This is a genomic window from Paenibacillus forsythiae T98 (assembly GCF_000520735.1).
Taxonomy (GTDB): Bacteria; Bacillota; Bacilli; order Paenibacillales; family Paenibacillaceae; genus Paenibacillus_AQ; species Paenibacillus_AQ forsythiae.
Genome location: NZ_ASSC01000700.1, coordinates 1 through 13,849 on the forward strand (window position 1 = coordinate 1; position 13,849 = coordinate 13,849).

Sequence of the window (13,849 nt, forward strand, 5' to 3'; positions counted from 1 at the left end):
GCTGCTGCCGATGAATCCGGCAATCAGCGGCGCTCCTGCATAGGTCGCGGCGGCCAGGAGCAGCCCGGCCGCGCTGCTGACAAGGGCCGCCCGCAGCAGCGCCGTGCGGCCTTCGCCCGGGCTTCCGCCGGCCTCCGCCTCGGCCACAATCTTGGATATAGCAGAAGGCAATCCAAGCATTGCAATGGTTACGAGCAGGGTATAAATCGGATAGACCGTGTTGTATATGCCGAATACGGCATCTCCACCCAAATTTTGCAGCGGAATTTTTTGCAGCGCCCCGATCAGCTTGGACAGCAGAGCGGCGGCGCTTAGGATAAAAGCGCCCTGCAGCAGCTTTGAACCCGTTGCTTGTGATTTCATGGGATACCTGCTTCATAAAGTTTGGATAGAATGGATTTCTATATTATACCGCATTTTACCGCAACATGGTCCCGCACAGCAAAAACCCGCTCTCGGCTCCGCCCTGCGGCGAAATGGAAAGCGGGAACATGAGAGGAGAGTGATTACTGCTCCATCTGCTTGCCCAAAAAACCGGCGGCCGTCTCAGCCATTTTAACTTCCATCTGCGACATTTTAACCGATTCGTCTTTATTCATCAGAACCACGGCTCCAATCGGATCTCCGCCGGAAATGATGGGGGCAGCCACATAGGAAGAAAGCACATCCTGATGATCCTTCGTTATTTCATAGGAGCCGCTGTCCGCTTCGAGTATCGTCTTGCGGCCATCCATACATTTCTCCAGCAGAGCGCCGACCTGCTTGTCCTGATAATCCTTTTTGGAGCCTCCGGCCAGTGCAATGAAGGTGTCGCGGTCAGAAATAAGCGTAATATGGCCCGTACTCTCATACAGTGATTCCGCATACTCCTTCGCAAAGTCCCCCAGTTCGCCGATTGGCGAGTATTTCTTGAGTATAACCTCGCCGTCCCGGTCTACAAAAATCTCCAGCGGATCTCCCTCGCGGATGCGGAGAGTCCGTCTTATTTCTTTGGGAATGACAACCCGTCCAAGGTCGTCAATGCGTCGAACAATACCAGTAGCTTTCATTCACATGTTGCCCCGCTTTCTAAAGAAGTATTTTGCCAACTACTGCTCGGGAAGGGATCGGATAATCCCAGCGATTGATCGTGATTGTCTGACCATAGTATTCATCTGTTCCCAGTTCCTTATACATGGTGCCTCCGCCGTCCGTTTCGCTTGATTGGAGCATGTCTGTTTCTTGCCTTGTGGGCCTCCTGGTCAGCCGGAAGCTAAACAAGACACCGCCCGGCTTGGGCGATGTCGTCTAAGAGTCCCTTTTCATTTCCGGGGCGCCGGTTTTACAGGTGTTACTTTGCGCTTTGCGTGGCCGCCGGAGAGGCGGCAGGCGATGCTGCCGGAGCGGATGCGCTTGGCGAAGCCCCCGCGCTCGCGGCCGGAGAGGCGCTGCTCTTCGGCAGATCGATTTTTTCAATAAGGCCGTCCAGCTCCTTCTCCATGAACTGCTGCAGCTTGTCCGAAGCGACCGCGCTCTTCAGCGTCTCTTTCTGCTCGTCGGTCAATTGGTCGAAGGTCTTGTCCGTCCGCGACTCCACCTTCATGATATGGTAGCCATAGGTCGTCTCGACCGGATCGCTGATCGTGTTCAGCGGCAGCGTCTGGGCGGCCTTCTTGAACTCCGCAACATAGGTTCCGAGCGCTACGTCCGCGTACAGCCCGCCCTTATCCTTGGAAGCCGAATCATCGGAATACTCTTTGGCTACCGCCGCGAAGTCCGCTCCGCCGTCCAGCTTCGCCTTCACTTCCTTGGCGCGCTTCAGCGCGTCCTCTTTACTGCGTTCCTTGTTGTTCGCGTCGGTAAAGCCGATCAGCACATGGCGCAGCGTAGCCACGGTGAAGTCGCCCTTGGCCCTTTCGAACTGCTTCTTCACTTCATCGTCCTTCACTTTAAACAGCATGTCCTGGTACACCGTCAGCACGCGTTCCATATAACTCTGAATTTCGTCTTCCGTCACGCCCTGCTCCTTCAGCGTGCTTGCATACGTATCGCCAAGCCTCTGCTTGAAGGAATCAAGCTGCTTGTCCGTCTGCTTCTTCGCTTCCTCCCGCGCCTTGCCCGAAGCTTGCCCGGCCAAATATTCAAAAGCCACCTCCTGCTTGAGGATGGTTTCTTTAAAGGCATCCAGCTCCAGATACTGCGCCTGCTCCGGCGAGAGAAATTTCATCACCTTCACATCGGTATCGAATTCCTTCTGCGTTACCTCTCCGCCTTTATAAGTGGCAACAGCCTTGCTGGTATCTTCCGCTGCGTTCTTGCTGCCGCTGCTGCTGCACCCGGGCAGCATGGAGAACGAAAGGGCAGCCGCCAGCGAGACAAGCAGCACCTTCCATGATTTACTGGACCGCATTGTGTAATTCTCCCTTCGATTTGAAAGACGGCTTGACTTCCTCCAGGAATCGCTCAAGCAAGTCAAGCAGTCCCTTGTCGTCAAGGTCTTTGGTCTTTATACGAATCGTCGCTTTGGCATCCTTATCAAATTGTACACGTCTTTCAAAGCCTTTTCCAATCTTGGCGAGCTTGCCTGTATCAATCGAAGCGACCCGGTCTTCGTAGAAGTTCAGCAGCACCTCATCGCCGCGCCGGTTCATGCAATCCAGACCGTACATTTTGCCGTACATTTTAAGCCGCGCCACGGATAACAGATTGACAACCGCCTCGGGAAGCTCGCCGAACCGGTCGAGCAGCTCGTCTTCCAGCTCTGCCGCATCCTCGAAGGTCGAGACCGCCGCCACTTTCTTATAGATCTCAATCTTCTGCACACTGTCGTAAATATACTCGGACGGGAGGTAGGCGTCAATCGCCAGATCAATGACGGTATTTCCTTCCTTGAGCGAATGGTCTTCTTCGCCCAGGACGCTGACCTTCCGTTTGCGGATTTCCTCCGCGAGCATCTGCGAGTACAGATCAAAGCCTACGGACGCGATGAAGCCGTGCTGCTCCGCGCCCAGCAGATTGCCGGCGCCGCGGATCGACAAGTCGCGCATGGCGATTTTGAAGCCCGAGCCAAGCTCGGTGAACTCCTTGATGGATTGCAGACGCTTCTCGGCCACCTCGGTCAGCACCTTGTCGCGCTGATACGTGAAATAGGCATAGGCAATGCGGTTGGAGCGTCCGACCCGGCCGCGCAGCTGATACAGCTGGGACAGGCCCATTTTATCAGCGTCATGCACGATGAGCGTATTGACATTGGGAATATCCACGCCGGTCTCGATAATGCTGGTGCTTACCAGCACATCATACTCGCCGTCGAGGAAATCGAGGATCGTCTTCTCAAGCTCCGATTCCGACATCTGGCCGTGTCCGATGCCGACCCGGGCCTCGGGAACGAGCATTTGAATCTGGGCTGCCATCTCCTGAATGCCCTGCACCCGGTTATACAAATAATAGACCTGTCCGCCGCGTCCGAGCTCGCGTTCCACCGCTTCACGCACAAGTGTCTGGCTGTATTCAACCACATAGGTCTGCACAGGGAAGCGGTTCTCAGGCGGCGTCTCAATAACCGACAGATCGCGGACGCCCAGCATCGACATATGCAGGGTCCGGGGAATCGGCGTCGCCGTCAAGGTGAGCACGTCCACATTCGTCTTCAGCTTCTTCAATTTCTCCTTGTGCGTAACGCCGAAACGCTGCTCTTCATCGACAATAAGCAGACCAAGGTCCTTGAACACAAGATCCTGGGACAGCAGCCGGTGCGTGCCGATTACAATATCCACCGTACCCTGCCGGACGCCCTTGATCGTCTCATTCTGCTCCTTGCGGCTGCGGAACCGGCTGAGCACCTGGATGTTGATCGGATACGAGGAGAAGCGTTCGCGGAATGTCTCGTAATGCTGCTGGGCGAGTATCGTTGTCGGCACCAGCACCGCGACCTGCTTGCCCTCGATCGCCGCCTTGAAGGCGGCGCGGATCGCTACTTCGGTCTTGCCGTAGCCGACATCGCCGCACAGCAGCCGATCCATGGGGCGGTTCTGCTCCATGTCTTTCTTGATTTCGCCGATAGCCCGAATCTGGTCCCGCGTCTCTTCGTAAGGGAACATCTCCTCAAATTCCTGCTGCTCCGGCGTGTCCTTATCGAAGCCATAGCCCGGAGCGCTCTGACGCTCGGCGTACAGCTCGATAAGGTCATCGGCGATATCCTGCACCGAAGAACGGACCTTATTCGTTACCCGGGTCCATTCATTGCCGCCGAGCTTGTATATTTTCGGCTCCTTGTCTTCGGAACCGACATATTTCTGAATAAGATCAATCTGCTCAATTGGCACCGAGAGCTTGTCGCCGCCGGCGTACATGATATGCATGTAATCCCGGTGGATACCGCTGACCTCCAGTGTGCCGATGCCCATATATTTGCCGATGCCGTGATTCTGATGAACGACGTAATCGCCGATCTTCAGCTCGGTGTAGCTTTTGATCCGCTCCGCATTGTCCATATTTTTAGACGTTTTACGCACCTTGCGCTGCTTCTGCGAGAACAGCTCGCCTTCCGCTATAACCGCCAGATGAACCGAAGGCAGTTCAAAGCCCGAGCCCAAATTCCCCTGGACAATCGTCGGCTCTTCAATCCCGTAATCAAGCAGCACCCGGCGAATCCGCTCTATACGGTCCTCGCTGCCGGCAAGCATGACGACCTGCACGCCCGATTTATGCCAGCGCTCCATTTCCGATTTCAGCACATTCATCTGTCCATGGAACTCCTGCATGCTCCGGCTGATAAAGCCGACAATATTCTGCGGCTGAACATGCGGCACCTGGCGTAAAAAGATGGACATGAACACGCTTTGAAACGGACGCTGGTACATGATCGTGTCGCTGTCAACGGAAAGATGCAGGTCAGGCAGCGTCTTCCCGTTCTGCAGCAGATGCAGATTCCATTCCGATTCATCCCGCTCCAGCTGCTTGGCCGTTTCCAGCAGGCGTGCCGGCTCGTCGAGAATCAGCAGGGTATCGCGTTCCATATAGTCGTACAAATGCGAGCGTTCCGGGTAAAGCAGCGAAATATATTTATAAATCTCCGAAAAATAAGTCCCCTCGCGCAAATGCTCAAGCTCCCGCCCGATTTCCTCGCGCAGACGTATTTTGGCCTGCCGGTCGGCGGTCTTCTCCAGCTGGCGCTCCAGCATGATGGACGCCTTGTTCGCCGCAGCTTCCAGCTGCGCCCTGCCCGCGATAATTTCTTTGGCAGGCGTAATGGTCACGCTCCGCACCTTGTCGATGGAGCGCTGATCAGCCGGGTCGAAGGTCCGGATCGAGTCGATCTCGTCGTCGAACAGCTCCACCCGGTACGCAAGCTCCGTATTCATGGGATAGAAATCGAGAATACCGCCGCGAACGCTAAGTTCACCGCGGTTCTCTACCCGTTCGACACGCTCGTAGCCCATCTCGATCATGCTGTTCAAGAAACTCTCAAGCTCGATATTCCCGTCCTGGGAAAGAGTCAGCTGCGCGGCCGCCATAGCCTGCGGGTCGGGCAACAGCCGGCGCACGCCCGAATAAGGCGCGACCACAATGCCGCGAAAGCCCCGCGAGCATTTGTTCAGCACCTCGATACGCTGGGCAACCGTCTCCGGACTGGATACGGCCGTTTCAGCCGCGACCAGTTCATTGGCCGGATAGAGCAGCACCCGGCCAGGAGAAAGCGCTTCCTGTAGATCATCGGCGATTTTTTGCGCCGAAAACATGTTATGCGTCACAATCAATATGGGACGGGATATCTCCTCATGAAGCGCAGCCAGCATAATCTGCCTGGCTGAACCTGACAATCCCGAGATCAGCTGCTCTTTCATTCCGGCGGCGACGCCTCGGGTTACCGACTGAAAATCGGAATCTTTGGAAAAAGCCTCAATAAGACCTTGTAACAAAAGGCGCACCTCACTTACTGAATCCTTATACTTTCATATATTTTAAAATAAGCCTCAGCTTTTGGGGCCAAGGCTTGCGTTGACGATAGAAGCGGCGCCGCTTCACCTATTGAAGCGGGCTGGCCAGAAGGCTCAGCTCCGGATTGTTGTCCAGGGCCTGCTTGCAGTAATCGCAGGTAACCTTAACTGTAACTTCGCCGTCTGAATCATACGCTATTATATCTCTGCGTTCCGCAGGGGTCAAGGAATGAAGGCCGAGCCTAATCTCGGCAGCATCGCTTCTGCGGATGCTCCCAAGAAAAGTCCGGCAGTGTCTGCACACATAGTTTATTGCCATTTATATGCCTCCTGAAGGTAGAATATACCTTCAGTATGTCCCATTCAGTCTCCGATTAGCCCCGGCAGGAGCATCGCTCTCCCCGGATTCGGCTCCCTAACGACTTATTATCCGTTGAATTTAGCCATGGTCTGTTCAAAGGTATTGTCCAGGCTGTATTCAAGCGCGTCGCACGCGTTGCCGATCATTAAGGCCAGCTTGTCGCTATCCTTCTTGGGAAACGTGCCGAGCACATAATCGACAATCGCATATCCCGGCTCGGGCCGCGAAATCCCCATTCTTACTCTATTGAAGGATTGGGTGCCGGTATGCTGAATAATCGATTTGATTCCGTTATGGCCTCCGGCGCTCCCTTGATACCGCAGCCGGATTTTGCCGACCTCGGTGTCCAGGTCATCATAGACGACAATCATATCGTCCAGGGGGACCTTATAGTAATCCATATAGGCGCGCACCGCCTCCCCGGACAGATTCATGTACGTCATCGGCTTGATCAGCACGGTCTTGATTCCGCCGATCATCCCTTCGCCGATAACCGATTTGCACTTGTTCTGATTGAAGACGATTCCGTATCTGCGCGCCAGCTCGTCCAGAGCCATAAACCCGACATTATGCCTTGTCTTGGCGTATTGCGGTCCGGGGTTGCCCAAACCGACGATCCATTTCATTTGTAAACCTTCCCTTTCTTGATACAATAGAAGCATAAACGTTTCCAAAACGTCTATTCTAATTTCAAAGCAAAGTCCATCCTATGACAAAGACAGGTGATGTTCATATGCTGCAGCAGGGCGAGCCTCTGACGCTTCACCGCCATTTTCAGTACCATCTACAATATGCCATTCCTGTCGAGGTCTACTGCGGCGATGTGCATGTTGACATCGGCGTGCTTACCGCCGTAGACGCAAGCTTCGCGGAGCTGCAGGGCACACTCTACAGCCGCAGCTTGTTCACCTTTATCTCGCGGCCCGGCTTCTGACCGCGTTCCAAGACCTGCGGCCATCAAGCCGACAAGGGTTACATTCCCGAAAAAGGATCTGTAACCCTGCCTTCGAATATAAGGCATAAGCCGCGCTTGTCCATCGCCTTATATTTTAGGGGAAACGACGCTCAAGTCTGATGCTGCCCGGAGGGGCTTGGCCGTTTCCCCCGTATATGCGCTATTCGATCTCGAACAGCTTGCTGATGGACAGCTCCTCATGCACCCGAATAATCGCTTCGCCAAGCAGAGGCGCCACGGAAAGCACCTTCAGCTTGGAGGTCGGGTTCTCACTGCGAATCGGAATCGAATCGGTGACGACAACCTCTTTAATCGGAGAATTCTCCAGCCGCTGATGCGCCGGACCGGAGAGCACCGGATGCGTACAGCAAGCATACACCTCTTTGGCTCCGCCTTCCATCAGAGCATTGGCCCCCAGTACAATCGTGCCCGCCGTATCGATAATATCGTCGATAACAATCGCTGTCTTCCCTTCGATATTCCCGATAATATTCATAACCTCGCTGACATTCGGTTCCGGACGGCGCTTGTCAATAATGGCCAGCGGAGCGTTCAGGAAATCGGCAAGCTTTCTCGCCCGAACCACACCGCCGTGGTCCGGAGATACAACAACCGGATTCGCGATCTGCTTGGAGCGGAAATATTGCGCCAGAATCGGCACGCCGAGCATATGATCGACCGGAATGTTGAAGAAGCCCTGAATCTGCATCGCATGCAGGTCCATCGTAATTACACGGTGCGCACCCGCGCGTTCGATCAGGTCAGCCACCAGCTTCGCCGTAATCGGATCGCGCGAACGGGCCTTGCGGTCCTGGCGGGCATAGCCGTAATACGGGATAACCACGTTAATGCTCTTGGCCGAGGCGCGCTTCAGCGCGTCGATCATGACCAGCATTTCCATCAGGTTGTCATTCACAGGACCGCAGGTCGATTGGACGATGTAGACGTGGCAGCCGCGCACACTCTCGGACAATCTGACCTGAATTTCTCCATCGCTGAAGCTTGTCGTATGAGACTCACCCATCGGAATCCCGATGTAGTCGGCAATTTGATGAGCAACCTTGGGATTGGAGTTACAGGTAAAAATTTTCAACTTGGAATCAAGATAAGCCATAAAAGTTAAACCCTCCGTGATCGGTTCAATTGATTTAGCTGTCCAGGCGCGCCAGGCGGGGAAAATATCCGGCAAGGCGCGTCATACGCACTTACGATGGATGAGACTGACTCTTTTTCGCCTTCGCCCGGGCCCGGATTTTATCGGCATAGCCGGGCTTGTTCTCCTGACGCTGCCGGGCAATAGCCAAATCCCCCTCGGAGACGGACTTAGTAATCGTGGAGCCGGCTACAACAAAGGCGCCTTTGCCCACTGTAACCGGAGCAATCAGGTTGACATTGCTGCCGATAAAAGCTTCGTCCCCGATTTCGGTTACCGACTTATTAAATCCGTCATAGTTGACGGTGATCGCCCCGCAGCCGACATTCACGTTCTTGCCGACCGAAGCGTCACCGACATAGCTTAAATGCGACACTTTCGAGCCGTCGCCGATGGTGGCTTTTTTGATTTCCACAAAATCGCCGATCTTGACATCTTCGCCAAGGACACTTCCCGGACGCAAATAGGCAAAAGGCCCAACGGAAGTCCGTGCGCCGACCTCAGCGCCGTTAAGAACGGAATGCTTGACCTTCGCTCCGTCCATAATCCGGCTGTTTTCTATTTCACTGGAGGGGCCGATCGTGCAATTTTCCCCGATCACGGTGTTGCCCTTAAGCAGCGTTCCCGGATAAATCACCGTGTCCGCTCCGATGGTCACTTCGGCTCCTATATAAGTAGATGCTGGATCTATAATCGTTACGCCGTCAAGCATATGACGCCGGGCGATGCGCTGGCGCATATAGTATTCGGCTTCGGACAGCGCCAGACGGTCATTTACACCGATCGATTCCACGGCATCGTCCGTCTGGAAGGCAAGCACAAGCTCTCCCTGCTCACGAAGAATACCGATAACATCGGTCAAATAATACTCCTGCTGGGCATTATGATTCGTCACCTTGTCCAAAGCGGCGAACATCTTGGCATTGTCAAAGCAATAAATTCCGGTATTGATTTCACGTATGGCATCCTCGGCGGGCGTGCAATCCTTCTGCTCTACAATCTTCAGCAGCTCTCCGTCCTCGGTGCGAATAATCCGTCCAAGTCCCGCAGGGTTCTCCATAACGGCTGTCAAAATGGTAGCCGCGGCCTTGCGTTCCTCATGCAGCGTCATCAGCTTGGTCAGTGTTTCCGGGGTAATGAGCGGTGTATCACCATATGCGACAATCAGCGTGCCTTCTTCCCCGCCCAGCAAATCCTTGGCCTGCTTTACGGCGTGGCCCGTGCCAAGCTGGGCTTCCTGCAGCACATATTCCGCGGAATCGCCCAAATAAGCCCGTACCTCCTCAGCGCCGTGCCCGACAACGACAATGCTGCGCTGGCAGCCGGTTGCTTTTACTGTATCAAGCACGTGCCCAACCATCGGCTTTCCGCAAACGGGATGCAGCACTTTGTATAACTTTGATTTCATGCGCTTGCCCTGGCCTGCGGCTAGAACAACAGCCATTCTTTTCAAGAATGCCAACCTCCTACTCCTAAACTCATTACTGAATATATCTCATTCCGGGCAAAAAGAAAAGAGAACCATCCAAAGGATGGTTCTCTTTTCTTCGAACCCCAATTCGAATTGCATATCCGAAACCTATGCCCTATTAATGAGAACCTCAAACCAGGGAGCCGCTTCTTATGCTCCTTCTTCAATCACTTCTTCTTCCGTTGCCGCGCGGTCATATTCGGCCAGAACCGCGGTTTGGATCTTCTCGCGCGTTCCGGAAGAGATCGGATGCGCGATATCACGGAATTCCCCATCCGGCGTGCGTTTGCTGGGCATTGCAACGAACATTCCATTGTTGCCATCAATGACGCGAATGTCATGAACAACAAACTCGTTGTCGATGGTAATGGATGCGATTGCTTTCATTCTCCCCTCAGAGTTGACGCGGCGGAGTCTGACATCCGTAATTTGCATGTGTGTGTTCACCACCTTTTTCCATCAGAGACTTGGGTGTATAATTCCACACAGCTACGCAAACTCCTTCTTTTCCGTTCCATAAAATCCCTTACATAGTAGATAAATTTGACAAATCAGTGTTTTCAACACTTTTCTGCCGATTTCCCATGATTTTCTCACGAAATCGACATATTTCCGAATCTCTAAACGGAGAAAAAATTACCGGGATACGCCGATATGCGCCGCCCTTTCGAATCCACCTCGCCCAATCTGACTAAAGAGACATAGTCATGCAGCAGACGCTCCTCGGACCCTACCGCATCGGATTCCACCAGAACCCCGACGCCGGCCACCTCCGCGTTGAATTCGCTCAGCAGATCAACCATTCCTCCGACCGTTCCCCCCGCTTTCATGAAATCGTCGACAATCAGCACCCGCGACTTCTCCTTAAGCGCGCGTCTGGACAGCGACATCGTATGAATGCTCTTGTGCGAGCCCGACACATAATTAATGCTGACCGCCGAGCCTTCCGTTACTTTATGATCCCGCCGCACCAGCACGACTGGCAGACCGAGCTGAGCGGCCGTCGCGTAAGCAAGCGGAATCCCTTTCGTTTCCACCGTCATCACCGTATCAATCGGCACGCCGTAAAATGCGGTGGCGATAATCTTGCCAGCCTGCTCCATAAGAGAAGGCTGGCCGAGCAGATCCGACATATATAAATATCCCCCGGGCAGAATCCGGTCGCTGTGCTCCAGCTCGCTGATCAACCCGCGGACAAAAGACAGCGCCATCTCCATAGGCATGCGCGGGATGAACTTCACTCCTCCGGCTGCTCCGGCATGAGTCTGCAATTCGCCCATGCCTTCGCCCTCGAATACTTCTTTGATAATCGCCAGATCCTCGCTGATTGAGGACTTGGCCGCTCCGTACCGCTCGGCAAAGGTGGACAGCGGCAGAAGCTCATGCGGCTTTTCCAGCAAAAATTGGGTCATATCCACTAAACGCTGACTTCTTTTAAGTTTCTTCACGGAAGGCTCCTCGTCAAAACCGAATATTATAGAGAAATATATCACTTTTGTACGGGTTTACACAAGGGAAGCGGTTATAGTCAATCCTAAGTTCCGTCAAGTCAGTGAACGAACAGCATAGACCTCCTTGCAAAATCCCCGCAGCCCGTTATAAATTCTGGCCACCTTGGACTGCTTGGACACCAGAGCGAATACGGTCGGACCGCTGCCGGACATCAGCACGCCGTCGGCGCCGAGCCGGATCATGGCCTCTTTGAGCTGCTGCACCTCGGGATGGAGCTTCAGGGTCACCTCTTCCAGCACGTTGCCGAGCCGGCTACACACCGCCTGGAAATCACCGGCTTCGACCGCCTCGCGCATCAGCCGCGCGGAAGGGTGAACGGCAATGCGGTTCGCCCGGAGCTTGCCATAGACCTCGGCCGTCGACACATTAATCGGCGGCTTCGCCAGCACCACCCAGCACTGGGGCATATTCGCGATAGGCGTAAGCTTCTCCCCTCTGCCTGTGGCCAGGGCAGTTCCTCCGGTGACGCAGAAAGGGACGTCCGAGCCAAGCTGGGCGCCAAGCTCCTGCAGCTCCTCGCTTGACAGGCTCAGCCGCCAGAGCCGGTTCAGGCCGCGCAGCGCAGCCGCAGCGTCGCTGCTCCCTCCCGCAAGCCCGGCGGCAACCGGAATTTTTTTGTCCAAATGGATATGTACGCCCCGTTCCACCCCATAACGGTCTTTTAACAGTCTCGCCGCCTGAAAGGCCAGGTTCTTCTCATCCAGCGGAATATAACCCGCCTGGCTTGATATAATAATGGTGTCCCGCCGCAGCTCGGACAGTTCAAGCCGGTCTGCAAGGTCCACCATAGTCATAATCATTTCCACCTCGTGAAATCCATCCGGCCGCTTATGCAGCACATCCAGCATCAGATTGATCTTGGCCGGCGCTTTCTCATACATTTTCAAGGCGTTCACCCTACTCTCATTTTTCCCCTGAAATAACTTAACATATTATATGAAAATCTTGTTACGAAGTCCATTCCGAGTTAAGACAAAACGGGAACGCCCGGCTTTGGACGTCCCCGCCTTTCCTGCCGCTTTCCGGCTATCCCTGCGGCCTACGATTTGCGCGCTGCCTGCTCGGCAAGCTGAATCGCTCTTTTCACCATGTTCCCGGCATCCTTCGCCCGGATTCCTCCCCAGCCCTCGCGCTCCACAGTGTCATAGAAGCCAAGCTCCTTCGCCAGCTCCGTCTTCAGCTCCTCGGACATCATGCTGCGTCTCCTGCGGCTCATACGGCATCCTCCTTACGGGTTATAATGATTAAGTTAATGCGTTCTTAGTATGGATTGCCGCCCCTTTGAACATACGCGTCCGTTCTTTCACCCGCAAAAACCTCCCCCGGGACACAAAACAGCCTTCCCTCAAACGAGGAAAGGCTGTTTATGAATAAAGAGTTACACTTTGGCATGCATGAGCGGCATTTGCACATCGTCTTCACATACCGTAATCTCCACGGATTCGGTAAGAATATCGGCATAGCTGTAGGAGACGCGCCCCAATGACTGCTGCTCCTGATCCAGTCTGACAATAAATACAGAAGGGTACGTTTCTTCCAGGACACCGGTGCGCTCGACCGTCTTGCGTCGACCACCGTTTGCTCGCAACGTAATCTTAGAACCGACATGAGCTTCGAGACTGCGTTTAATTTCCAACAGCGCGTTATTAGCCATTGCCTGACGACCACCTCTTTCCTTGTCCATTATAACCTCTTTAATATCATATGTCAAATCAAACAAATAATTATATTAGATGCCAATTATGTTTGTCAACAATATTTTTTGGTAGGAGATGGGCAAGCAAAAGATTTCAGGCTTCCGACCTTATATAGCGGAAGGCGTTACTTTCAGCGTGGACAAATCCTGCAGACGCGGCATGCCGATTCTCAGGCTCCCCCGGGTTTCAATTCCGCCTAGTCCTTGACTGCCGCTGATGGTATGATGCAGCACGTCGCTTAAGTTGATCGTCTCCCGGATGGAGGTCAAAGCGGCCTTTGCCGCAATATACACCGGGTCCAGGGCGTGAATCAAGATACGTCCCGGCGAGCTGGCAAAATTCGCTCCGGCCCCAAGCAGCGCTTCAAAATGTGACTGGCAGGCGCCGGCGATAACGGTCAGCGCGTCATAGTGGCGTTCGTAATCTCTGGCCACCCGGATAGCGGCAACAAAATTTTGCGAATTTTTGTAACTGCTCAAACTGTGCAAATCGTAAGATTGAAGCGACTTGAGCACACCGTCATGACCCGTGAGCACCACAATATTCGGACGGACTCTGGGGAGCAAACGGTACAGAACGGAGGCCATCTCCGCTTCCCGCACATGATGGCCTTCGGACGGAATGCGCAGCTGCTCATACAGGCTGAGACTTTTATTCAAATAAGCCGGATCGCCGTCAAGATGCAGCACTTTACCGGGGAGCTTAAAGTAAGAAGCTTCCTTCGGCGCCTGTTCCCACATCCCCGCCGGACTTCCGGCGCCGAACCTGATCTGCTCCTGCTG

Annotated in this window: 15 protein-coding genes; 1 reads left to right on the top strand and 14 read right to left on the bottom strand. The window is 54.1% G+C overall.

All coding sequences use genetic code 11. From position 1 onward, the window contains the following. From L692_RS29730 to pth, 6 genes are all read right to left on the bottom strand, one after another. On the bottom strand, positions 1–363 hold a 363-nt coding region (locus tag L692_RS29730), incomplete at its 3' end, for an oligosaccharide flippase family protein (protein WP_036724887.1). A 143-nt stretch (positions 364–506) separates the two neighbouring features. Next, the gene (gene spoVT, locus L692_RS0121550) at positions 507–1,049 is read right to left on the bottom strand and encodes a stage V sporulation protein T (RefSeq protein ID WP_025702080.1); all 543 of its coding nucleotides are present in this window, start codon (positions 1,047–1,049) and stop codon (positions 507–509) included. A gap of 281 nt (positions 1,050–1,330) precedes the next feature. Beyond that, positions 1,331–2,389 (bottom strand): peptidylprolyl isomerase, encoded by a 1,059-nt coding sequence (locus L692_RS0121560; protein ID WP_025702081.1) that lies wholly within the window; start codon positions 2,387–2,389, stop codon positions 1,331–1,333. After that, positions 2,376–5,900, bottom strand: a complete 3,525-nt coding sequence (gene mfd, locus L692_RS0121565; protein ID WP_025702082.1) for a transcription-repair coupling factor — start codon at positions 5,898–5,900, stop codon at positions 2,376–2,378. The genes L692_RS0121560 and mfd overlap by 14 nt, the downstream gene beginning before the upstream one ends. 106 nt (positions 5,901–6,006) lie before the next feature. Continuing rightward, the gene (locus L692_RS0121570) at positions 6,007–6,237 is read right to left on the bottom strand and encodes an anti-sigma-F factor Fin family protein (RefSeq protein ID WP_025702083.1); all 231 of its coding nucleotides are present in this window, start codon (positions 6,235–6,237) and stop codon (positions 6,007–6,009) included. 107 nt (positions 6,238–6,344) lie between these two features. Then, complete coding sequence (pth, locus tag L692_RS0121575) at positions 6,345–6,905, bottom strand: aminoacyl-tRNA hydrolase (RefSeq protein WP_025702084.1); 561 nt, start codon at positions 6,903–6,905, stop codon at positions 6,345–6,347. An 83-nt stretch (positions 6,906–6,988) separates the two neighbouring features. Here pth and L692_RS0121580 point away from each other — a divergent pair, with 83 nt between their 5' ends. Beyond that, positions 6,989–7,213 carry a hypothetical protein gene (locus L692_RS0121580; protein ID WP_232238841.1) on the top strand — a complete coding sequence of 75 codons (225 nt, stop codon included), beginning with the start codon at positions 6,989–6,991 and terminating at the stop codon, positions 7,211–7,213. Between the two features lie 181 nt (positions 7,214–7,394). On the opposite strand, the gene L692_RS0121585 is transcribed toward L692_RS0121580, so the two are convergent. The 8 genes from L692_RS0121585 to L692_RS0121620 all read right to left on the bottom strand — a co-directional run. Beyond that, the gene (locus tag L692_RS0121585) at positions 7,395–8,348 is read right to left on the bottom strand and encodes a ribose-phosphate diphosphokinase (RefSeq protein ID WP_025702086.1); all 954 of its coding nucleotides are present in this window, start codon (positions 8,346–8,348) and stop codon (positions 7,395–7,397) included. Positions 8,349–8,439: 91 nt separating this feature from the next. After that, complete coding sequence (gene glmU, locus L692_RS0121590) at positions 8,440–9,840, bottom strand: bifunctional UDP-N-acetylglucosamine diphosphorylase/glucosamine-1-phosphate N-acetyltransferase GlmU (protein ID WP_025702087.1); 1,401 nt, start codon at positions 9,838–9,840, stop codon at positions 8,440–8,442. 168 nt (positions 9,841–10,008) lie between these two features. Further along, complete coding sequence (gene spoVG, locus L692_RS0121595) at positions 10,009–10,293, bottom strand: septation regulator SpoVG (protein WP_025332586.1); 285 nt, start codon at positions 10,291–10,293, stop codon at positions 10,009–10,011. Positions 10,294–10,478: 185 nt separating this feature from the next. Further along, entirely contained in the window at positions 10,479–11,306 is an 828-nt protein-coding gene (gene purR / locus L692_RS0121600) for a pur operon repressor (protein ID WP_025702088.1), read from the bottom strand. Positions 11,307–11,402: 96 nt separating this feature from the next. Continuing rightward, complete coding sequence (gene ispE / locus L692_RS0121605; protein ID WP_025702089.1) at positions 11,403–12,257, bottom strand: 4-(cytidine 5'-diphospho)-2-C-methyl-D-erythritol kinase; 855 nt, start codon at positions 12,255–12,257, stop codon at positions 11,403–11,405. A gap of 152 nt (positions 12,258–12,409) precedes the next feature. Beyond that, positions 12,410–12,586 (bottom strand): small, acid-soluble spore protein, alpha/beta type, encoded by a 177-nt coding sequence (locus L692_RS0121610; protein WP_025693323.1) that lies wholly within the window; start codon positions 12,584–12,586, stop codon positions 12,410–12,412. Between the two features lie 162 nt (positions 12,587–12,748). Then, the gene (gene veg, locus L692_RS0121615) at positions 12,749–13,024 is read right to left on the bottom strand and encodes a biofilm formation stimulator Veg (RefSeq protein WP_025702090.1); all 276 of its coding nucleotides are present in this window, start codon (positions 13,022–13,024) and stop codon (positions 12,749–12,751) included. A 150-nt stretch (positions 13,025–13,174) separates the two neighbouring features. Continuing rightward, on the bottom strand, positions 13,175–13,849 hold a 675-nt coding region (locus tag L692_RS0121620; RefSeq protein WP_025702091.1), incomplete at its 5' end, for a sporulation peptidase YabG.

Bases quoted from the DNA above. Each gene is read 5' to 3' on its own strand.
- spoVT (WP_025702080.1), bottom strand. From the start codon at position 1,049: ATGAAAGCTACTGGTATTGTTCGACGCATTGACGACCTTGGACGGGTT.
- L692_RS0121560 (WP_025702081.1), bottom strand. From the start codon at position 2,389: ATGCGGTCCAGTAAATCATGGAAGGTGCTGCTTGTCTCGCTGGCGGCT.
- L692_RS0121570 (WP_025702083.1), bottom strand. From the start codon at position 6,237: ATGGCAATAAACTATGTGTGCAGACACTGCCGGACTTTTCTTGGGAGC.
- pth (WP_025702084.1), bottom strand. From the start codon at position 6,905: ATGAAATGGATCGTCGGTTTGGGCAACCCCGGACCGCAATACGCCAAG.
- L692_RS0121580 (WP_232238841.1), top strand. From the start codon at position 6,989: ATGACAAAGACAGGTGATGTTCATATGCTGCAGCAGGGCGAGCCTCTG.
- L692_RS0121585 (WP_025702086.1), bottom strand. From the start codon at position 8,348: ATGGCTTATCTTGATTCCAAGTTGAAAATTTTTACCTGTAACTCCAAT.
- spoVG (WP_025332586.1), bottom strand. From the start codon at position 10,293: ATGCAAATTACGGATGTCAGACTCCGCCGCGTCAACTCTGAGGGGAGA.
- L692_RS0121610 (WP_025693323.1), bottom strand. From the start codon at position 12,586: ATGAGCCGCAGGAGACGCAGCATGATGTCCGAGGAGCTGAAGACGGAG.
- veg (WP_025702090.1), bottom strand. From the start codon at position 13,024: ATGGCTAATAACGCGCTGTTGGAAATTAAACGCAGTCTCGAAGCTCAT.